Below are 22,909 nucleotides of genomic sequence, written 5' to 3' on the forward strand. Positions count from 1 at the left end.
ACAAGAACTATGAGCAATTACCACGGTACAACAATTCTCGCGGTTCGCCGCAACGGGATGTGCGCCATCGGCGGCGACGGACAACTCACTCTCGACGATACGATTATCAAGAGCAAAGGCAAGAAGGTGCGCAAGATTTTCGAAGAGCAGGTTCTAGTGGGCTACGCAGGGGCCGCCGCCGACGCATTGGCTCTATTGGATATCTTTGAAGGCAAGTTGAAGCAGCACAACGGCAACTTGACGATGAGCGCGCTGGATATGGCGAAAGAATGGCGCATGGACCGAAATCTGCGGCGGTTGGAAGCGGACATGGTGGTGATGGATAAGCAGAAAATGTATCTGATTTCAGGGTTGGGCGAAGTGATCGAACCGGATGACAATATCATCGCACTCGGTTCAGGCGGCTCGTATGCAATGTCCGCCGGCCGCGCACTCTATCAGCACACAGAAATGACCGCCCCGGAAATCGTCAGAGCAGCGCTTGCGATTGCGGCGGAGATTTGTATCTTTACAAACTCCAATTTGACGGTTGAGGAACTGACGGACAAGGCCTGACATTCCACGAACCGATTCACAGCCCTAACGATTGATCTCCTTTTTTCCCCGGGGATGCCGGGGTTAAGCACGACATGACAGCATTAAATACACAACTGCAGGTCCCTCAGCTTTCGCCACGGGAAATCGTGAGGGAGCTGGACTACTACATCATCGGGCAAGACGCCGCAAAGAAGGCGGTAGCAATTGCCTTGCGCAACCGCTGGAGACGGCAGCAGGTCGAAGGCGAACTGCGCGATGAAATTTATCCGAACAACATCATTCTGATCGGTCCGACAGGTGTTGGCAAAACGGAGCTGGCGCGGCGACTCGCGAATCTGGCGGGAGCGCCGTTTATCAAGGTGGAAGCTTCAAAATACACAGAAGTCGGATACGTCGGTCGAGATGTTGAGTCGATGGTCCGTGACTTAACCGACCTTGCGGTGGCGAAGGTGCGCTCGGAAAATATGGAAGTCGCACATGCCAAGCTCGATGCGCTGATTGAAGAGCGCCTGCTTGATTTGCTTCAGCCGCCGGCGTTTGAAGAAGGCGAAGAAATTGGCGATGAAGTTAAGGCCGAACGACAGGACGCATGGAAGAAGAGACGGTTGGAGCTGCGGGACGAGCTGCGAGCGGGGAAGCTTGACGACGAAGTAGTAGAAGTTGAAGTGAACGAGTCCTCGATGCCGCTGATGCAGATTTTCTCGGCTCAAGGAATCGAAGAGATGGGCTTCAATCTGCCGGAGGCAATGGGGGAAGGCGCGACGCGGCGCAAAATGGTTCAGGCATCGCTGCCGGAAGCGCGCGAGCTGCTGTTCGAAGATGAGTTTGACCGTGAAATTGACATGGACAGAGTGGTGCGCGAAGCAATCCGCAGAACCGAAGCGCTCGGCATCGTATTCTTTGACGAGATTGACAAGATTGTTTCGACATCGGACGGCGAAGGCGGTCCGGATGTATCGCGATCCGGTGTGCAGCGGGATATACTTCCCGTCGTGGAAGGGACTACTGTCACAACCAAATACGGGCCGGTGAAGACGGATCATATTCTGTTTATCGCCGCGGGAGCATTTTCCAATGCGAAGCCCTCGGATTTGATTCCGGAACTGCAGGGGAGATTCCCGATACGAGTGGAGATGGATAGGCTTGGCGAGGAGGAGTTTTACAGAATTTTGACCGAGCCCAGGAACGCACTCATTAAGCAGTATCAGGCACTGTTAGCCACGGAAGGTGTGAAACTCGAGTTTACGCGGGATGCACTACGCGAACTGGCACGAACGGCGAAGGATGTAAATGAGCGCACGGAAGACATTGGAGCGCGGCGGCTGCACACGATTCTGACGACACTTTTGGAAGACATCTTGTTCGATGCAGCCGAGATGACCAAGAAGGACGTGAAAATTTCGAAAGGTTTTGTCGAGTCCCGATTGAAAAATATCGTCGAAGATGAAGACCTGTCGAGATTCATACTTTGATTGGATTTTGAGTGGACGCATGTTTTTGTTGCCCTATGTCTCCTTAAGACAGTGGGAAAAATCCGAAAGAGGCACGGTTATCGCCATTACTGAAAGAAGCAGAGTGAAAGCGCTTGATTCGGAACAACTTACGAGTTGTGACCGCGCGCAAGCTTTGCGTAAGTTGCACGAATTGCATATTCTCGGGAATTCTAAAATAGAGGTGAGGTCCAATGATTAGAACACGCCAGGCACGGACTTGGGTAATAGTGCTAACTCTGATTTGCGTCGCGTCCGCGTTCGCGAGTTCTGAGAACTCTGTTGCGATTGCACAAAAAACTGTGTTGAATGCGACTCTTTCGCGTACTGCGATGAGCGTCGAGTTCGACGATGCGCTTGTGTCGTCCCAAGCGGCAACTGCGCGTTATGCGTTCGAAGTGGATCAGGCCGGTGCGTTGCTGGCGATTCAAGGCGTGGGTACACCGGTGGCACGAGTGCTGAACGTTGAGCTTGGTGACGCCGTTGCATCCGCTCTGGATGCAAGCGCATTGCCGAGTTCAATCGACGACCTTGTTCGCGTGAATGAGCCGGTTATCTGCCGCGGCGTTCGACTTGCAGGAGTCGGAGTTTCCCCTGTCATTGCCACGGAAGACGGGCTGCGCGCGGTGCGCCGGGTCGAGTTTGAAGTGGTAACAGAGGGAGTCGGCGGAGCCAATCAAGTGCTGCTGAACCGTGCGTTGCCGGAAGCGTATGCTTCAGTTCTAAGGCGAACGGTAGACAATCTGGACGATCTTAATCCGAATATTGCGTTGGGAGAGCCGGCGCGGTACCTTGTTATCGGCTCAACCAGATTGCTGAACAGTGATTTGGCGAACAACGCGCAGTACAACGCCTGGCTGGATCTCAAGCGCCGCCGCGGTTACGATATGCAGATCGTCACGCTGTCGCAGATCGCGCAGGCGCACGGCGATTCATCGGCCGGAAGTATCAAGAACTTTATCGCCGCGACGTACAACGATCAGTCGTTGCCGCCGCTGGTTTACGGTTTGATATTGGGCGACGTGACGGGCGCATTTGCCGTGAGCACACACCCGATGCAGAATCCGGAAGTACCGACAGAGTCGTCGGTGGGTGACAATTTCATGTTCGCGGTGGACGGAACGGACTATATCAGCGACATATTTCACGGCCGAGTATCAGCGCAATCGGTTGCCGAGTACGCACAGTATTTCCGGAAAGTTTACTTATACGAAGCTCAACCGTTCACGGACAACATGAACTGGTACAGGAGCATGACCTGTGTGGCCGGAAATTTCGCGGACAACGGGACATATCCGGTGACGCCGGTGTGGAATATGCGCTGGGCAAGAGAATATGTGATGGAAGACGGCTGCATTACGGATGCCGACACCTTCTTCTTCCATGATCAGACGGAAGATCCGAGTGAGTGGACAGAAGAAATTATGAACGATATCAATCAGGGTGTGTGCGCCGTCTGGTATCGCGGTTGGGGCAGCTCGCAATGCTGGCAATATCCCGTTCTTTGCAACACGGATGTTGAATCCGGAGTGAATGTCGGGCAGAAGTTTCCATCAGTTTGGGGCATTGTATGCGGCAGCGGCAACTTTGCCTTCGGAAGCGGACCGTGTTTCGGCGAAAGGTGGACTACCGGTCTGGGCACTCCCACAGCTCCGAACGGTGCAATCACCTACGTCGGAGCCTCGGACTTGCATACGAACACGAAGCATAACAACGCGATGCTTGCGGCAATGGCACAAGGCATGATAATCGACGGCAACCGCAGCACCGGAGCACTCGTGCTGGCCGGCAAGCTGGAAGTTTATCGTCAATATCCGCTGGAACGCGCCGACAATGAACAGGTTCACTTCTACGGTTTTCATGTGTTCAACGTGCTTGGCGATCCGGAGACTCCGATCTACTTTTGTGAGCCGCACGACTTCAATGTCAATGTTCCGTCCACAATTACCCGCAGCACCCGCTGGGTGAATGTCACTGTGACGGATGACGATACGGGACAGCCTGTTGAGGGCGCGGTGGTCGGCGTACGTCGCGGCACGGGTGAAACATCGTGGACGGCAATGACCAATTCGGCCGGACAGGCGGCGGTGCCAGTCAATTTCGCCGGACTGGATTTGGCGCAGTTGACGGTGTGGAAGCACACGTACTTCATGCATTGGCAGGATTTGAGCGTGGCGACAGCGGAACGTGATCCTTGGATTGGCAATGTTAACATCCTCGACGGCGATAATCTGGCGAGCCCGGGCGAGTCCGTGCAGATGACATTCGATATTTCGAATGTTGGAACGCAAAGCGCGACGTGGACAATCACGGCCACGTCACTCGATACATTGACGACGGTGACGAATGGAAATGCGAGCACGCCGGAGATTGTTCCCAATGGTATGGGAGTTTCGACGCCGATTACCGTTCAAGTCGCATCCGACGTCGCGAATGGTGCGGTGGCGGCTCTGGCCTTGACGTTCAACGACGGCACGAATTCCATTACCCGCGACGTGCGATTCAGCGTGTCCGCGCCGGACCCGCTGATTCTCAATTTAGATATTCAGGACGCAGATGGCATACTTTCGCCCGGAGAAACGGCAAATATCGGGATTACCATTCGCAACACCGGTTCAATCGGTGCGAATGAAATCACCGCGACTGTTCATAGTTGGGACAATGCGATTTCCTTCCCGGACAATAGCCTGAATTGGACGAATGTGAACGTAGGTGCCGAGGTTTCGAGCGCAACGACATTTTCCGCGTCTTTACCGAACAATGTCACTCCGGGGCGGCAAATCGCCTTACGGGTTGTCTTTGCACTTAACGGTCAGCCGTTCACATGGAAGCAAGTATTCCTGACGGCAGGAGTCGTGACTCCGAGCGTGCCAACCGGACCGGATGATTACGGCTATTACGCCTATGAAGACATTGACGTGGGTTATGCTGCAACGCCGACCTATTCCTGGACAGAGCTTGATCCTGAGTTCGGCGGAAGCGGTGGCACACCGCATCTTGTGCGCGATGATACGCACGTCGGAATTCTCTTGCCCCAGCCTTTCACGTATTACGGCGAGAGCTATGACTCTCTTTACATCTGCTCGAACGGCTGGGTTTCGTTCGGATTGGCCACACTGCCGGAATTCCGGAACTGGGAGATTCCCTCTCCCATCGGGCCGCCGTCGATGGTGTGTGTGTTCTTTGACGACTTGATCGCGAACGGCGACTCGATTCATCCGAACGACAACATGCAGCACGAGGTATTCACAAATTGGAACGGCAGCAATCGCTTCATCATCGAGTGGCGCGCATTGAACCGCGCCGGCCTTGTGAGCGGTGTCCCCAATCGTGATTTCTGCACATTCCAGTGTGTGCTCGAATATAACGCGTCGGGTGACGGCTCGCTTTTGTTCCTGTACAATCAGATTGCCAACACCGATGCAACGAACAACTACGCTTCCGTCGGCATTCAGGATGAGCGGCATTTGCGCGGGTTGGGATTGACCTTTGCGAATACGTACATTCCGTCCGTCGCGCCGCTTGCCGCAGGCCGGGCAATCAGGTTCACGACGACCCCGCCGGATGCATATCTTGACGCGGATGATCCGCGTGATGATGTCGTTCCGACACAATTTGCGATGCACGCCGCCTATCCGAATCCGTTTAACCCGGCAACGGAGCTGCGCTTCGACCTGGCACAGAATGCCATGACGACCCTGAAGGTTTATGACACATTGGGACGGGAAGTCGCGACGCTTGTTGACGGGAATATGACCGCAGGCGCACATTCGGTGCGTTTTGATGCCGCAGGATTGGCATCCGGTCTGTATTTCGCACGGCTGGTGTCGGGAGCGAATACAGCGGTTCAGAAGATCGTGCTGATGAAGTAACGGCTCGAGTTGATTGAAACGGCGCAGGCCACCCGATGACGGGTGGCCTGCTTTATTTTGCGGTCGAGGAAAGGCTATTTCAGCAAAACGAGTTTGCGAGCAGCGTGGTAACCGCCTTGAGTCAAACGGGCAAAATAGAGTCCGCTCGCCAATCCGGACGCGTCAAACTCAGCCCGGTGGACGCCTGCAGCACGATAACCATTGACGAGTGTGGCAACACGCCGGCCTGCAGTATCGAAAACATCAAGCGATACCTGTCCCGCGACAGGAACCGAAAATTGCAGATGTGTTGCGGGATTAAAGGGATTCGGGTATGCTTCGGAGAGGGCAAAAGAATGTGAAATCTCCGGCGCGTTCCCGGCGGGAGAACTCTGGACACCTTCACCCCGAATAATAACCACAGCAGACGGTTCATTGTGCGAGTTATTGGTGATGGTCAGGAGTCCGTTGTACGCGCGCACAGCGGATGGGTCGAAACGGATTGCGATTGCCTGCGACTCTCCGGAAGCTATGCGGACGCTGACGGGATTGACGGAATATGCGGCGCGAATTCCGGCAGGCGAAACGACGATGTTTGAAACTACGAGCGTATCCTGCGCACCCGTGTTTGTGATAGTCAGTTCAATCGTGTTTTCGCCGCCGGATACTTCGACTTGACCGAATAGAAGCGTATCGGCGGAGACTTGCAACAGCGGCCACGGAGGCAGGACAGTTGAAGGACTCAAATAGGCTTGCATGCAGTAGTTGCCTGAAATCGTGGACTGCCAGCTATTGGTTCCGGTCCATGCGATTTCACCCATGTCCGTGTTTTCCGATGCAAGCGGCGCATCCTCGTCACGCGCGAAACCGGCTGTGACCGCAACATGTGCGACCGTGAATGACTGTCCTTCGTAGATTAACACAGGCGGGTTCACCGGAATCGTGTTCCAACCTTCGGTCAACGTGCGTGTTTGAGACCAGAGAATGGTTTCTGTCGGTTCGCCGTTGTCATTGTTGAGATAGATTCTGATGCTGCCGTCTCCTGTTCCCAGTCCGGCCGCGACTCGAAGGGAATCTATCGAAGCCGTGTAACTGACCGGGCGATAGGAGACTCCGATTCTCAGACCGGGTGAATTGCCGATATAGCTGTCCGGTTCCTCGTTGTCGTCGTAGCGATACCATTGGTTCAGTTCTCCGACGGACATACGCAGCCATGTCGTGTCATTCTCGTTGCGCACATCATTCTGTCCAGTTGCCGAGCATCCAACAAGAAGATAGCCACTCTGAGTCGGCGTAAATAACTGTTCGGCTTCGTAGAACTGCAATGCTCCCGCTGCAAGGCCCGGTACATCGCGAATGTCCTGAAAAATCGTCTGCCCACCCGCGTTGCGGACAATCCAGGATAACGTGAACGGGGTGGACACAGCATTTCCGCGGTTTCTGATGCGTGATTTGAAGAGTATTTCCTCGCCAGCGGAAACGAAGAAAGCAGGATTGCCGGTTGAAATCACTTCATTGAAGCAGGATTCACCGGCGAGGTCGATGAACGGCGCACTTTCTCCACCGGCACGAACCATCAAGTCGCCGTCACGAGCGGCATATTGCCCTTCCCTGCCGCCGTTCAGTGCAGCCATACTGCGGCTGTCCGTAGGCGAGTTATCCAGCAATACGTGGATCCCCTGTGCCTGAAGGCCTCCGGCAATTGGGCCCATCACAACGAAAAACTCTTCACCAAAATCGAAGGAAACAGGCTGCGGCAGATTGACATCGCCCCAAGCCGGGAATTGCACAACAGGTCCCGGCAAGGGGAAACTGCTTAAGACATCGCCCAGCTCGCCCGCATCACTTGAATAGACAAAGACTGAGCAAGGGTCGGTTCTACCAAGCGGATTGTTGCCGAGGTAATAGATGCTGCGCAGCTCGAATTCCGCAGGCGACGTAAACCGAACTCGAACCCAGTGATTTGGAGATGGAATCAGTAGAGACGGTGTACCGTTGTCATAGCGGACCGTGTCGGGCTGTGGGTCATCAAGGGGGTGTTGCACGGGACGGTGGTTGCCGTCCGGTTCAAGCAGGATTGCAATGCAGGCGGGATCTGCGGATGCGGTGGTAAGGAATGTGGACAGGCTTGCCAGCAGGCAAAAACAGAGCACGTGGTACATGATTGGCTCCCTCCAAGGGCAATAATCTTCGCCCGGGACCCAACCGACTCCGCTTAGGCAACAACTGCGCCGAAAAGAGCGTCTGCAAATCGCGCCATTTTAAGGTATTCCAAGCGGCAAGTCACACAAAAGCGACTCATCGCGCGCAAAAATGACTTTTCGATGCAATAATTGCGCTTTCTGAGAGCAAAAGAAAAGGCTGCACAACGCAGCCCTTTTATTCAAACAAGTCATCAAATCAGTTTGTGGACGGGAACTCGTGTGAGCCTTGACTAGGGGCAGAGGCAATGATCATGGTCTGCGTCGGGTAGGCGAAATTGATGCCGAGCGCTTCAAATTCACGCTTAATCGCGATGAGCAGCCGATGGCGGGCCTGCATATACATCGCATATTCAGTGGACACTGTGAAACACTGCACAAGGATAATCAAACTGGACGACTCAAACTTCGTGAAGTAAACCGCCGTGCCTTCCGTGTGAAACTCGCTGTCTGCGGCAATCAATTCGCGAATACGGGCGATTCCGCTTTCGATTTTCTCGACGGGGGTGTCATAGGTCACGCCGATTTCGAACCGCACCCGTCGTTTCTCCATGCGAGTGAAGTTTTCGATCGGCTTCGTGGTCAAGTCCTGATTGGGAATCGTAATCAGGCTGCGCTCGAAAGTGCGTACTCGAGTGACGCGCAGGCTCACTTCCTCAACGGTCCCTTCGATTGCCCCGACTTTGACCCAGTCGCCAATGGCGAAGGGCTTGTCCACGAAGATAACGAGGCTCCCGAAGAAATTCGCCAGAGTATCTTTCGCGGCAAAGGCCAGCGCCGCGCCGCCAATGCCGATACCCGCCAGAAGTGACGCCACTGAGTACCCTAGATTCTGAAGCGCAATCAAGGTGGCGAGAATCCACATGACCACCACAAGTGTCTTGCGGCCGAGCGGCAGAACTCCGGCAAGCTGCGGATTGCTTTCGCGGGTCTTGTCTTCCGCCGACTTGATGAATCCGCTGACCAGCCTGACCACCAGCCAGAACCCGATGAAAATGGTCGCGGATTTCATGAACGCGAACGCAAAGCGATCCAGATCTACCGGTTCGGTCGGAAGCGGCAGTACCGTCAGCGCCGCCCAGAGTCCGAGCAGGAAACACATCCAGCCGATCGGCTTGCGAACAGCATGCAGGAGAATGTCGTCAAAATCGCTCTCGGATTTCTCTGCGAGTTTCATCAATCGCTTAATGACTATGATGGCAATCTTCTTCAGAATCCAGCCCGCGGCAAGCGCCGCAAGCGCCATCAGCCACTGTTCGGTGGTGATGCTCTGAAGCTGCTCAAGTATTGTCGTTTCTTTCTTGTCCATATTCTATTACAATTTCACGCTGTCAAGAATCAAGCGGCAGCGCGCCTCCCAGGTGTACTCGCGTGACACTTTCTGGTACGCGCGAGCGGGCATTTCGGTTTCCCCGCTTCGTGAAAGCCCCTCGCGAACTGCCTTTTCCATTTCGTCAGGATTGTCCGGTTCAAACAGAATCGCATCCTTACGGTCTTCGAGTACTTCAAGCACCGTCGGAAACGCGGGGCCGACAATAATCCGTTTCGCAGCCATATACTCAAACAGTTTCATAGGAGAGCAGACGCGGATTGTCGGGACACGCCAAGTCCACATCATCAGGAGGACATCGGCAGCGGCAAGCCAGCGAGGTATGTCCCGATGAGGAACGCGCCCGGCCAGGTGTGCATTGCCAAGAGAAAGCCGATCAGTTTCGGATTTCCAGAAATCAACCTCACTTTGATTCCCTCCGACAATCCAAAATTCAACGTCCGGCATGCGCCGTGCAGACTCAAGAATCATCTCAATCCCGCGGTCGCTTTTCAGCGCTCCGGTGTAAACAACAACTTTGCTTTCTGAGGAAAGTCCAAGTTCTTTCCGTGCGGTATCCCGTTCAGGAACGTTACCGAACATGTTCATATCCACGCCGTCATGTGCCGTGAGGAGTTTATCGCGCGGAACGCCGTAGGATTCCCATACTCGGGCAAGAGCATCAGAAATCGCCACCACCTTGACCATCTGCGATGTCCGGGATGTTCTGACAATCAGGCGCTGCAGCAGCCAACCGAGAAGTTTCGAGCGTTTGTGGACGTTCTCTTCGTGCGCTTCCCAAATGAACGGAGTTCCAGTGCGGCGAAGCAGAGGAACCGACCACGGGTTACGGCTATACACAAGATCCTGCGGCTGCCGCTTCAATGCATCCAGGGTACTGCGCACGCTCCCGAGAACTTCCATCCGACCGAAGACTTTCCTGCGCTGCACAAAGGAGACCTCGAAGCCGAGTGGGCTTCCAAACAGTTCACGAGCGCGCGACAGTGCTTCTGAATCAGACGCAAAGTCGGCGTGTCGAGGTATGAACAACGTGACATCATTGCCAAGAGACTGAAAGGCACGACACATCTGTACGACCTGAACGACGTTTGCATCCACGGAGGGAAAGGCGCGACTATGAACGTAAGCGATTCTCAATTTTCAAACTGTATATTGGGCGATTTCCAAAGGTAATGAATTCAGACTATTCCTGCAAATCCCGCAAAATCAAAGCGGGATGGCCTGAGGCTCATCCCGCTTCGCGTTGCCAACGTGTATGTGCCTATTTCAGCAGTATCATCTTGGCGGCCTGCGAGTAGCTGCCGCTTTCAAGACGATAGAAGTACATTCCAGAGGGCAAATTCGCGGCATTAAAGTTCACCGTGTAGGCTCCGGCTTCCTGCCTGCCGTTGACCAACTCCGCCACTTTGCGGCCGGTGATATTGTACACACTCAACGTGGTTTGACCGGCTTCCTTCAGAGTGTACTGAATCGTTGTGCTTGGATTGAATGGATTCGGGAAGTTCTGCGAGAGCGAATACTCGCGCGGAAGCAGCCCATCGCCCGGGCCATCTCCAGCGGAAACCGCGATGTCAATCGTGACCGGAATTTCTATTAACGTGTCGAGCACGTCATTGGTCAAATAGAGTTTCAACGTGTGAACGGCCGTGCGGAATCCATCAAGATTCGCGTTCACTGTGATCTCACGCTGATCGGCGCCGGGTACTGAACCGGCCGCCGGAGTAATTTGAGCCCAATCCTGATCAAACTTCATCTGGTACACGCCGAGACGGTCACCGGTGTTATTCTGCAGCACGGCGCCAAATGTCACCATCATATCATTGTAATCTGACGTGATGGCGCATCCACCGGCGGTGTATTCCGTGCCTTCAAGAACAGTCACGTGTTCGCGGGCATAAGTGACAGGATGAATGCGGGTGACACGAGTCTGATTGTTTCCGCCGTCACGGCTGAACACGTACAACTTGTAACCATCCGGATCCTGCGGCCACCACGCCAAACCGGTAACTGCAAGCTCTTCTGCACCTTCATTCAGGATTTGCGCAAAAACGTTGCCGTCGCGGTCAATCGAGTAGATATTCTGAGTGAAGTCTCCAATCCAAAAGCGATCCAGCAACGGATCGTAGGCAATCGCGCGCGTCGGATTCAACGGACTTGGAATTGTCGCATGTACAGCTCCGTCAAAGTCAATGCCAACGATTTCGCCGGTGCCGTCTTCCGAACCATAGATGTACTGACCGTCAAACGCAAGGTCATACCATCCGAAGGCAGAGACGGACGGCTGCGGAATCGCGGGCGGCACATATTCACCATCGCGATTGAAGCGATAAATGAAGTTTGTTCCAACCGGTCCGCTGCCGCCTGTTACAAACCAGTAGTCATTGACGAACTCGCAGCCGAGCATCTGGAAGTCACTCGTCTGCGTGGAGAGGTCAACGTGCTGCACGGCATCCCAGTTGCCGATTTCTTCACCATTTTGGGTGTAGGCCATGCGGATACTGTAATCGAGCGGGCCGTTGCCGTCATTAATGATATTGAAAGATGTCGAAGATTGCGCGGGATAGGCAATAGTCAAGGCGTCATCCGACAAATCAATTTCCGGATGCAGCATGCTAAAGTTCACCGTCACGGTGTCGTCGAGTTCCACAAGCACGCTGCCGATTGTCGCATCGTTATAGCCGACCTTATGCACGCGCACGGTATACTCACCGATCAGAACGTTGCTCAGGAAGTAGTTTCCGTCAACATCAGTCGTCGTGCTGTAGTTATGACCGTCGATGGACACGGTGACATCCGTCATCGGCAAACCGGTTTCTTCGTCCTGCACTGAACCGGTCACCGCACCAAACAGGTTGCGCGCATCGGTCGTAATCAGAATGGCCCGGCTGTCCACGACGCTTGCGCAGCCCGGAGAGAGCTGGTCGCGATAGGCGAGCTGCAATCCGACCGTCTGCGATTCATCCTGTATACCAATCGAAGAACCGGAAATCTCTGAGCCGAATGCGCCGCTCAGGTTCATCGTCACATCGTTGTACTGAATCAGTATTCGGCCATTGCCGTCAAGTGTCGGCGTTAAGTCCTGTCCAAGCAGAATGACCTGGAAATTCAAATTTGCCTGGCTGAATCCGGAGCCGCCCGCGGAGGCTTTCCACTGGATAATCAGACGATTGTTGGCGGCATCATGATACCACCAGACACCTTGTCCGGCGCCGCTTGTTTTCAGGTCGTCCCAATACGGCGCAATCATCGCACGCGGCGAGGTCTGGGCAGGTATCGGATAGTTGCGGAAGTGGTCAGCCCAAGCTTGGTTACCGAAGGCCAACGTTCCGCTTGCAGTCACAGTTAGCGTGTCATAATCGACACCATAGTAACGGAACGGGAAGGGCAACGGACGGGCGACGCCGAAAATCTGCGTAATCTGCGTTTTCTCACCCGGATCCGCGAGATTCAAGTTTGTACCCAGACCCTGACTGATATCCACCCAGTTATAGGTCGGGTGCAACTCGTAGTTAACGTCAGTATTGTCGTAGGCATAATAGCCGTAAGCATCGGGACCGCATGGATCATTCGCTGCTGCCGTGCCAACCGCGACATTGAAGTATGTCGTATCGGCAAATCCACCGTTCCCCGAAACGATCAGTGTCATGCGCGCCTGATGTCCCGGGAAGGTCAGACTGTTGGAATTCAACGTGAACGGGCTGGCCGTGTTGACGACCTGCGCATTGGGATTGATGTCGCCATACGTGGCTGTATTGACTGTCGCGGCAACAAATGGACTGCCTGAAATCAACGTTGCTGTCACACCTGTCAAAGGTATCACGCCGTTATTACGCACCGTTACCGTAAGGTTACGGGTTGTCCCGGGCGTAAAGGCACCGCCTTGGAATGCGTGGCTGACATAATCCAGTTTGGCGGCAACAATGCTGTAATTTACCGTGCTGGTCGTTGGAGTCCCTGACGACGTAACCGCGAAGCGAAGCGGCACGATTTCATTGTGCTGCAGGCTGTTGCTGAACGTCATTCGATAGGGAGAGACACCCATGGCCTGCGCACCCGGGGCTAAATCCGGGAAGGTGGACGTGCCTTGCACAACTGTAGCACGAGTATTTGTAGTTGAAAGATTGGCGCTGATTCCGGAAACCGTGACCGAGTTGCCAGAGTTCTGCATCATGACACCAAGATCAACCGTTTCGCCGGGGTTGATGACACCGTTGCCATTCCCCTGCGTTCCGCCGGCATTATCATCGTCAACGGTCAGCGAGAACAGTGAGACGTTTTCGGCCACCACTGCGCACGGAATGTCTACAAGATACGGTTTCAAATTGCGCTTGGTTACCGTCAACATCAAGTTGCCGGCAGAAAGAACTTGAATCGGAAGTACGACATCGCCATTTGCATCCGTCAAGCCCTTGACATAGCAATCCGTGCCCTTCCACGCCGTAACGAGCGCACCTTCAACCGGGTCGCCAGAAGCATCATCCGCGACATGGACTGACAACGAACGCGCGCCGACATTCAAGGAACCGGAATGAGTGACGTCCACAATCTGCGGAGTATCTGTCCAAATCGACAGTCCGGGGTCACCCATCAGGTTGAACCAGCGAGTGAAATTTTGCTGTGACAACGAGCCTGCTCCAAAGGTCGGGACAAGCCAAGCCTTCGCTTGATTTACACAGTGTCCAATGTGCTCGGTTTCTGTTACCGCAATTGCGTATCCCAATCCACCCGTTACACACAGATTTTCCGGCGGGTGGGTTCCTGATGTGGCCATGCCAAGTCCTGTCACGCCCCCTTTGGGAGAGGCGGCGGTACCGGCGAGAACCCATGACTCGGAAAGGGCTGTTCCAAACTCAAAGGAACCTGTGGCACAAGTTACAGTCAAGCAAATCGGTGTTCGGGCGCCATTGTTGCATTGTCCGGCGACTTCATTTCCCATACCCCCAATCCAACTTCCGCGCCAAAGGAAAATTCCGCGGCCAGCATTCAGTTGGCTGGTAATATCCGAGTTATTGACCTGATTTCCGCTGTGCGTGAGCAAATAGACCGAGTCGATGGCGGTGTTACGCTTCAGCATGTCAGCCATCCATTGGAAGGTCGTGTAATTAGACGTCAACTCCAAACTGATTCCTGCATAAAGAAATGCCTTGCGGAACCAAGTCGGATCGGCCATGTGCGGATTGCGCTCGTAGCCGACGGTCTTGCCGAAGATATTTGCAAGGTCGGTTCCGCTCGAGGCGCAAAAACGGCCGACACCGATATCCTCGATGTCATCGAGCGTGTTTGCCAGCGCATAGCCGTGGTCATAATCGGAGCCACCGGAAACCGGAAGTCCCCAGCTCGCCTGCGGATCGCCAATGAGGCAGACATATTCCAGCGGGCTCTCATCGGGGGCTTCAAGCCATGCGTCACGGATTTCCGTGATAATCTGCGATGCCGACCAGTTGGCAGCCTGCATCACCAACACATCATGTCCAGAGCGCTTCTTCCACAGGGCGAGACTGTCCACCCACGGATTCACCTGATCGTTCGTGCGGGCGAAAATCATGTAGGTGCCGGGAGTCGTGGTCGCGTCATCTAACGCGGCGTCATCGAGGTTCTCAATCAGCTGCTGATAAATCGGCGTCCATGAACCGGACGGGCGGCGGACACGTTCAATTTCGTTGAAACCGGGCTCGTTGTTTGGCACGATATCCACTTGAATATCACGATAAACGCGTGCCTGACCGGTCACAGGATTCACCTGAACCGGATTGATGCGAACGGTGACTACGCGGAAATCGCGCATAATCATCGGTTCGGACATTTCGGCGATATTGGCAGGGAACCACTCGTCCCGATTGAAAATGTTCGGATTGCGGCTTTCTTTGCGGAATTCGTGGCCTTCAGCAGTGTAGGGCAGCGGATTGTAGTTATCGATGAGTTCGTACTCGGCACTCATCACCACAAGGTCCACCCCACCGGTGGCCGGAATGCGATAGAATCGCGACACGTGCGGCAATGCGGGTGAACCATCTTCCGTGATGATCGCTTCTCCGTCAATGCCGATGAAGTCGTAATTCTCGAATTCCCTTACGAGAGTCTGGCGTTCCAGATTACTTCCGTCAAAGCGAATCGAGGTGTACTCAGGGCCAGTCTTGCTGACCTCGAGTGCCGCTCCATTCCCTTGGAACGTTGAGTATATTGGTCCGCGGCTCTCTTGTGTGGCAAATACCACGCATGAGAAAGCAAGTAAGGTGAAGGCGCTAAGAAACAGTCCTGGTCTACTTGCCATGAAGGCTCCTCCAATTTCGTACATTTGGTTGCGGCTGACCGCCGGTCGGGACCGGCTGGGCTAATTCATGCTAAAGTAAGGAAACGAGCGGGGCCATGCAAGTATGACGGTGGCTCAATTTACATTTCTCGACTGGAAAAAGGCGACATGACTACAAAAGCCCGAGTCGCCTTTCTCTTAAAAAACAATGTCTTATAAGATTGAAGTTCTCGTGAACTGCTCAAGGCCTCGATTTCGCCTCATTTCTGACCGTACAATTGAGGGAAACAAGTGACCTTCGCGATGGCCAGGAGCCGCTTACTTCCATGTGCTCATTCGAGCCTCCCAAGCCTCCGGCTGGTCTTTCAAATACTTGTCAAACCACTCCAGCATCATCTGCCGATGCAAGATTAGATTCTCGTACTTGCTGTTGATATTGTGGGTCTCGTTCTGGAAGCGCGCGTATACAACGTCCCTGCCGAGGAGTTTCAGCGCAACAAACATTTGGTCTGATTCCAGCCACGGCACGTTCGTATCATTCCCACCATGCAGGATTAACAACGGTGTCGCAATTTTGTCTGCATTGTAGATGGGAGACTTTTCCACGTAGACATCTCGATCACTCCACGGGAATTGCCCGGGAGAAGCAAGGTCGCTGTACCAATATCCCCACGTGCCGCCGCCGAAGTAATTGGTGATATTCGAAATTCCGTACATATCAATGGCGACTTTGAACATCTTTGTTTTGGTCAGCAAATCAAGTGTAATGAAGCCGCCGTAGCTGCCGCCATAACAGCCCATGCGTTCGCTGTCCAAGTAAGGATGCGCCGCCAGAAGTTTTTGCGTCCCTTCAATGACGTCCTGCGTAGCCTCCGTTCCCCAATCACCGGCGTGGTAGTCCGCAAACTCCTGTCCCCGCCCCACTGCGCCGACTGTGTTCAACACATAGACCACATAGCCATTGGCAAGCCAAAGCTGGTTCTGAACGCTGAACCGCTCATCGCGCGGAGATACTCCGGCGTAGAAATAGACGATCAGCGGCCACTTCCTGTCGGGAGTGAAATCGGCGGGCTTGTACAGCCAACCGTCAATCTCAATACCCAGCCGGTTTGTGAAATTCCACTCTTCCATGGTTCCTAATTCCCACTGCGATGCTGTCACCTGATTTGTCATCACGATAGCCCGTTCAGCGGGAGTGGAGAGAGAATTGACGTAGACCGCCTTGGGAGAATTGTAGTCCGAGGCGACATAGGCAACACGTGATCCGTCTTTGGCATATGCCGGATCATCCGTGAAATCAAAGCTGGTCTTGACCGCTCGATACGTCACGTTTTTGCCATCCAGTGAAATTCCTGCAAACTGCCGCTCACCGCGGTAGCACACATGCGCATACAGTTTCCGGTCGCGTGGGTTAAACAAGATCCGCTGGTGTCCGCCCTCGTCGTTAACGGAAAAATCCTGATTTGCCGTGAGGTTTTTATGCTCACCCGTGCTCAAATTCAGCGTGTACAGACGCAGCTGATTCACATTGTGGTACGTTGTATCCTCAGGTGACGCGTCGTGCGAACCTGCACAGTAGGCAATGTTATTCTCATCTATCCATGCTATGTTTTGCGGATACTCAAGAAGCGACCGATTCAATACTTTGGCTGCTTTGCCGGATAAGACGTCAAGCGTCCAGAATTCCTGCCTCATGTAAGGTCGGCCAAGCTTCGGTATGTTGTTTACCAGTAAAATGCGTTCACCGGAAGGTGACACCGACCACTTCTGGATCTCGAATTCACCAGCCTTTGTCAGTTGCCGCGTAAGCCCGCTTCCAATTTCAGCAGCAAAAAGCTCCCTGCGGTTGTTATAGCCCGTTGGTCTGTCGTCCATGTCGCGAAACAGGTCGTATCCGGACTTGTTTTCAGGCTTTTCTTCAGAGCGACTGTAAAAAATCTCGCGCCCGGACGGGACAACTTTGAAACTTTCAAGATCCTTAATTGCCGGCAAGAGATGTGTCAAGGCCTTGGTGGACATGTCAAAGGACCAGATTTCACTCCCGTCGTCCATACTCTTCTTGAAGTACAGTTTCTTTCCATCGTCTGAAAAAGCAAAAGCCGAGACTCGGTCTTCGGAAAACGTGTAGTAGAGTGCGGACTTGTCGAGTTGCCAAAGCTCAAACCACGACTTCTGCCTATGCTCTTCACCTTCCCGGACGGATCTCTTGAACAAGAGGTGTTTTCCGTCCGGCGACATCACAAGCGAGCTGTAGTCTTCGAGCTTCGCATCATATCGGAAATGGGCAGGACGTTCCGGCAATGTTGTGCCTACGAGTACAACTCTGTTGGAGACCGTGTCCTGTTTGACCTTGGCGCCAATCTGCCAATCGCCGCTGTCCTGCTTCTGTGAGACTGTTAGAATCAGCAGTTCAGTACGTGTGCGGTCCAAGATGAGTTCGCCAGAGGCAACATAACGGCCGCTGTCCGCGCTAGTGGCTTTGGCAACCTCCTTGCCGCCGGCATATACAACAAGTGGCCGCGACCCTGACACTTCGAGAGTTGTTTTGACATACCCGTCCGCTGACAAATAGGACTGCGCAAGCACTGCCGCGCGATCAACAGACGTCGAAAATCTCAAGAACTCGACCGGGTCTGCCTCAACTGTTGTGAGCCGGTTTGCCTTATTCAATTCCACCTTGACTTGTTCCAGCAAGTCGGAGGTTTTTACCGCTGAATCGCCGAACATCACCGGCGCAAGCGGAATCGGATCCGAGAACTTCCAGGAAGTTACGGCAGTTTCCTTGGCCAATAGACTGGAGGCCAAGACAAGGAGCAGAGTTATTCGAAGCATGGGTCTCATCGAATTGTGTTATTTGAAGAAAAAATTGCTGATGTAAATTGCTGCAAGTATTCCCGTAACGTCGCCTATCAGACATGCGGCCAGCGTGTGCCGGGTGCGGCGAACTGCCACAGAGCCAAAATAGACGGCGAGGACATAGAACGTTGTTTCCGTTGAACCCATCAGAACAGACATCATATTTCCAATCAGTGAATCCGGCCCATGTGCAGTTAGTCCCTCGGAGAGAACGCCAAGTGCGCCGGATCCCGACATCGGGCGAATGATTGCCATGGGCAGGATTTCCGGTGGTATACTCAGCGGGGAAAGGACAGGACTCAGTGCGCTGACGACCGCATCCAGTGCACCTGAGGCGCGGAATATTGCGATTGCACAGAGGATTGCAACAACGTAGGGAATGATGCGCACTCCGACGTTAAAGCCTTCCTTTGCCCCCTCAATGAACTCCTCGTACACTCTCACTCGCTTGAACATCGCCGCAGCAGCGATTATGAGAAACAGCACCGGCACCGCCCAATCGGATGCCGTTTGCATCACGGCGAATAAAGCGTCCTTCATTCCGCCGTTTCCTCGCTTGGCTGTTTGTACATGCGGCGTCGTTCAAGCAGTTTCACAGCTATGAGACTCGCAGCCATTGAGATTATCGTTGCAAGAAGCGTCGGACCGATGATTCCTGTGGGATTTTGTGATCCGGCTGAGGTCCTCATCGCAATCACCGTAGCTGGTATCAACGTGATTGAAGCAGAGTTCATTGCGAGGAACGTTGCCATCGCGTTGGTGGCCGTGTCCCCCAGCTTGCTCAAGCTCTTGAGGTCCTGCATGGCTTTCAGTCCAAGTGCTGTCGCCGAGTTTCCTAAGCCCAACATATTGGCGGCCAAATTCGACAACATTGACCCCATCGCCGGGTGCTCGGGAGGCACATCTGGGAACAGCCGCCGCATAACCGGTTTCATGAGTTTAGCAAGCCCTTGCACAAGCCCGGCTTTCTCTGCTAACCTCATAAATCCCAACCACAAAGCCATTATTCCGATCAAGCCAATGCACAATTCCACCGACGTCTTCGCCGCTTCCACAGTCGCTTTCGTCACTTCGGCCATCTTGCCCGTAAACATCGCGGTAATTACACCGATAAGTATCAATCCTAACCAGACTACTTGCACGATTGCTCCTAAGTTTTGATTACTAGCAGTTTACGAAAAGTGTTTGGGAATTGCAATGAACCCGCAACTGGCACGAAAAATTTGCTTTCCGGGAGGCTTGGTGGAACTGATTTTGGGAAACTTTCCCTGACCCAAATAGTTGAAAAAACAATGGGTCGAGGGATACCTAAAAATTGACATTTCCGGTCAAGGAGTGTATATTAGCAGATTACAGGATTGTCAAAGCTGATTAAAATTGTCATATTAGAAAATGACTTTGTTTGAATTGCCGCTGAAAGGCAAATGCACGGACAAACCGGGAGGAGGAACGGCTCTTCCGGTTTTGGGCGAATTCACTCCTCAATCGTTCCGGCACAAGCGCGTGCGCGAATGCCGCATCGGCTCGGTCACGATCGGAGGAGAGCATCCGGTGGCAATTCAATCCATGACCCTCACGGATACTCGGGACGCAAAAGCCACCCTCGAGCAAATCCATCGGCTTGAAGAGGCCGGATGCGAGATCATTCGCGTAGCCGTTCCCGATGACGAAGCTGCGGCGGCACTTTCCGAAATCAAGAAGAATATGCGGGTGCCACTCGTCGCGGACATACATTTTCACTACAAGCTTGCATTGAAGGCGATTGATGCCGGCGTGGACAAGATTCGCATTAATCCGGGCAACCTTGGCGGCGAAGGCCGCGCGAAGGTGGTCACGAAGGCGGCGCTTGACGCGGGAATCGCGATGCGTGTGGGAGTGAACTCCGGCTCGCTTGAAAAAGACCTGATTGACAAATATCAAGGTCCGACTCCCATGGGCATGGTGGAGTCGGCTTTGCGGCATGTTCAATGGCTGGAGGACGAAGGCTTTACGAATCTTACGGTTTCGCTCAAGGCTTCCAATGTGCCGCGCATGATTGAGGCCTACACGTTGTTCCGCGAGCGCAGTGACTATCCGCTGCATCTAGGCGTAACTGAGGCTGGCCCAATCTTTACCGGTTCGATCAAGTCGGCATTGGGAATTGGCTACTTGCTTCAGAATGGAATCGGAGAGACTCTGCGTGTGTCCCTGACCGCGGATCCGGTTGAAGAGGTGCGTGTTGCCTGGGAGATCTTGAAGGCGCTGGGTCTGCGCACGAAAGGAGTCAACCTTGTTGCCTGTCCGTCGTGCGGAAGGTGCGAGGTCGATCTGCTTGACTTGACCGCGCGAGTGGAGAAAGCTGTAGCCAAGATAGAGAAACCTTTGCATATCGCCGTCATGGGCTGTGTCGTCAACGGCCCCGGAGAAGCCCGCGAAGCAGACCTCGCCGTCGTCGGCGGCAAAGGCAAGGGCCTGTTGATGAAAGACGGCAAAGTTGTCGCCACGCTGCCTGAAGATGAATTGATTCCGGCATTGCTTCGAGAAGCGGAGCTTTATGACGTTTCGATGCGACCGAGCGGGAAAGTTAGGTTTGTGGCGAGTGCGTAAGGAAGGGAGCGGATGGTGCTGTCTAACCTAGAGTTGGTTGAAGACTTTGCCAGCGCACTCGTGAAATTCGACGCTGGCGGGGCAGTTTTCAAGGATTACCGTCCGGGCGTTGGCCCCCACTCTGAAGACGCGATGGTGAAAGCCGCCATGAGCATTCTTCGTGACTCCAAGCCTGAAAGTTGGGGAAGGGCAAGAACTAAACGAACGCCAGATTTGCTAATAGAAGGCGACTGGCAGATAGAAGTCAAACTGCTTCGACCTTACGGCGACAATAACAGAATCGCGGAAAATTGGTCGCAGAATCTTCTTCATCCCTACGCTGGCAATGAAAGTTGCTTAGGGGACTGTTTGAAGCTCTTAAGGAGCGAACGGCAGGAACGTCGCGGAATTCTCGTTGTCGGCTACGAGCACAATCCTTGCAAGACCCCTCTCGAACCGTGTTTACGCGGTTTTGAAATACTTGCGAAGTCTATATTAGGAGTGGAACTCTCTAAAAGAGAAGAAGTGGTTTGTACTGGACTCATTCACCCTGTTCATCAGGTTGCCCGAGTTTCGTTTTGGGAAGTTGTCAAGTAATTTGTTGTCAAACATGCCCGCCAAAATATCCATAGCCTCCACTTTCTCCCAAATTCATGACTACGAGAATCCGCGCATCGCGGCGATGGTCAATGAATGCGCGGTGAAGTTCGTCAAGCTCAAGGGTGATTTTGTGTGGCACCATCACGAGGAAGAAGACGAACTCTTCCTGGTCGTCAAAGGCTCGCTCGTGATGAAATTGCGCGACGGAGACGTGACCGTGAATGAAGGCGAAATGATCTTAATCCCACACGGTGTTGAGCATTGTCCTGTCTCCGAAGAAGAAGTCCATTTGATTTTGTTTGAGCGCGCGACGACCGTGAATACGGGCAATGTCTTGAACGAGAAGACGAAAGTTACGTTAGAGACGATTTGACAGTTTGACCCCCCTTTATCCCCCCGGAAGACCGGGGGGAAATCAGAACCCAGAGAACATTGAGCAGCTTAGTCGAAAATATTCAAGTGGAGCCTCGGAAGGGGCCGAAGTATCTGTTCTTTGACGTGGAAGTGACGCGAATCGTGGATGCGACGCCGACTGTCAAATTGTTTGACTTACGTGTGCCGGGCCGCGACTCCTACAGGTTTCAAGCCGGGCAGTTCGTTCAGATAGATTTTCCGATTGATGCGAAAGTCACCCGCCGCAGCTATTCCATCGCTTCGGCGCCGGACGGAGGGAATTCGTTTCAGTTGTGTGTGGGCCGCGTGCCGGACGGATTGGCAACTCGCTACCTGTTTGAAGACGTTAAAGTCGGTTCAATTCTGAAGGGGTCCGATGCTCTCGGCCGATTTGTGCTGCCGGATGTTGTGGAGAAGGAAACCTGTTTCATTTCCACAGGAGTCGGGATTGCGCCATTTCGCTCCATGCTGCTTGACGGCTACGCGCGCGGTATTATCAAGGCCCCGGTCAGCCTGTTTTTCGGCAACCGCCACGAGTCTGACATTCTCTATCGCGATGATTTCGAACACATGCGCAGGCAATTCGGATTGCACTTCTTCCCCGTGTTGTCAAGACAGCACGATTGGCACGGGCCGCAAGGGCACGTGCATGTGCATTACACGAAGTTTTTTGCCGATAAGCGTCCGTGCACTTTCTATCTCTGCGGCTGGCGCGCCATGCTTGACGACGCGCGCGCGCATCTGACCGAAATGGGATATGACCGCAAGGACGTTAAAATCGAGTTGTATGACTGATTGCAAATAGGAAATTTGAAGCAGATCAATAGGGAATTTAC

Annotated in this window: 14 protein-coding genes; 7 read left to right on the forward strand and 7 right to left on the reverse strand. The window is 53.6% G+C overall.

The features are described 5' to 3' along the window. Window positions 1-9: 9 nt before the first annotated feature. The 3 genes from hslV to HUU59_09130 all read left to right on the forward strand — a co-directional run bounded on the left by hslV (window position 10) and on the right by HUU59_09130 (window position 5,899). Complete coding sequence (gene hslV, locus HUU59_09120; GenBank protein NUO19593.1) at window positions 10-555, forward strand: ATP-dependent protease subunit HslV; 546 nt, start codon at window positions 10-12, stop codon at window positions 553-555. Window positions 556-629: 74 nt separating this feature from the next. Next, complete coding sequence (gene hslU, locus HUU59_09125; protein NUO19594.1) at window positions 630-2,009, forward strand: ATP-dependent protease ATPase subunit HslU; 1,380 nt, start codon at window positions 630-632, stop codon at window positions 2,007-2,009. Between the two features lie 212 nt (window positions 2,010-2,221). Continuing rightward, window positions 2,222-5,899, forward strand: a complete 3,678-nt coding sequence (locus tag HUU59_09130; GenBank protein NUO19595.1) for a T9SS type A sorting domain-containing protein — start codon at window positions 2,222-2,224, stop codon at window positions 5,897-5,899. A 74-nt stretch (window positions 5,900-5,973) separates the two neighbouring features. On the opposite strand, the gene HUU59_09135 is transcribed toward HUU59_09130, so the two are convergent. The 7 genes from HUU59_09135 to HUU59_09165 form a co-directional block, all read right to left on the reverse strand. Next, window positions 5,974-8,040 carry a choice-of-anchor D domain-containing protein gene (locus HUU59_09135; protein ID NUO19596.1) on the reverse strand — a complete coding sequence of 689 codons (2,067 nt, stop codon included), beginning with the start codon at window positions 8,038-8,040 and terminating at the stop codon, window positions 5,974-5,976. Window positions 8,041-8,278: 238 nt separating this feature from the next. Next, entirely contained in the window at window positions 8,279-9,388 is a 1,110-nt protein-coding gene (locus tag HUU59_09140) for a mechanosensitive ion channel family protein (GenBank protein ID NUO19597.1), read from the reverse strand. A 6-nt stretch (window positions 9,389-9,394) separates the two neighbouring features. Beyond that, the gene (locus tag HUU59_09145; protein ID NUO19598.1) at window positions 9,395-10,546 is read right to left on the reverse strand and encodes a glycosyltransferase family 4 protein; all 1,152 of its coding nucleotides are present in this window, start codon (window positions 10,544-10,546) and stop codon (window positions 9,395-9,397) included. 124 nt (window positions 10,547-10,670) lie between these two features. Next, the gene (locus HUU59_09150) at window positions 10,671-15,680 is read right to left on the reverse strand and encodes a carboxypeptidase regulatory-like domain-containing protein (GenBank protein ID NUO19599.1); all 5,010 of its coding nucleotides are present in this window, start codon (window positions 15,678-15,680) and stop codon (window positions 10,671-10,673) included. Window positions 15,681-15,977: 297 nt separating this feature from the next. After that, window positions 15,978-18,491, reverse strand: a complete 2,514-nt coding sequence (locus tag HUU59_09155; GenBank protein NUO19600.1) for a S9 family peptidase — start codon at window positions 18,489-18,491, stop codon at window positions 15,978-15,980. Between the two features lie 18 nt (window positions 18,492-18,509). Next, the gene (locus HUU59_09160) at window positions 18,510-19,055 is read right to left on the reverse strand and encodes a spore maturation protein (GenBank protein NUO19601.1); all 546 of its coding nucleotides are present in this window, start codon (window positions 19,053-19,055) and stop codon (window positions 18,510-18,512) included. Continuing rightward, window positions 19,052-19,660 (reverse strand): nucleoside recognition protein, encoded by a 609-nt coding sequence (locus HUU59_09165; GenBank protein NUO19602.1) that lies wholly within the window; start codon window positions 19,658-19,660, stop codon window positions 19,052-19,054. Before HUU59_09165 ends, HUU59_09160 begins: the two co-directional genes overlap by 4 nt. A 247-nt stretch (window positions 19,661-19,907) precedes the next feature. Between HUU59_09165 and ispG the strand changes: the two genes are divergently transcribed. Genes ispG through HUU59_09185 form a run of 4 tightly spaced genes read left to right on the forward strand, consistent with a single transcriptional unit; the run spans window position 19,908 to window position 22,868 of the window. Continuing rightward, complete coding sequence (ispG, locus tag HUU59_09170) at window positions 19,908-21,101, forward strand: flavodoxin-dependent (E)-4-hydroxy-3-methylbut-2-enyl-diphosphate synthase (GenBank protein NUO19603.1); 1,194 nt, start codon at window positions 19,908-19,910, stop codon at window positions 21,099-21,101. 15 nt (window positions 21,102-21,116) lie between these two features. Continuing rightward, on the forward strand, window positions 21,117-21,677 hold the full coding sequence (locus HUU59_09175) for a hypothetical protein (protein NUO19604.1): 561 nt from the start codon (window positions 21,117-21,119) through the stop codon (window positions 21,675-21,677). A gap of 13 nt (window positions 21,678-21,690) precedes the next feature. Further along, window positions 21,691-22,053 carry a cupin domain-containing protein gene (locus HUU59_09180; protein NUO19605.1) on the forward strand — a complete coding sequence of 121 codons (363 nt, stop codon included), beginning with the start codon at window positions 21,691-21,693 and terminating at the stop codon, window positions 22,051-22,053. A 59-nt stretch (window positions 22,054-22,112) separates the two neighbouring features. Beyond that, window positions 22,113-22,868, forward strand: coding sequence for a ferredoxin--NADP reductase (locus tag HUU59_09185; GenBank protein ID NUO19606.1), 756 nt, complete (start codon window positions 22,113-22,115; stop codon window positions 22,866-22,868). The last annotated feature ends 41 nt before the right edge of the window (window positions 22,869-22,909 follow it).

This window comes from bacterium, assembly GCA_013360195.1.
Lineage (GTDB): Bacteria > Electryoneota > RPQS01 > RPQS01 > RPQS01 > JABWCQ01.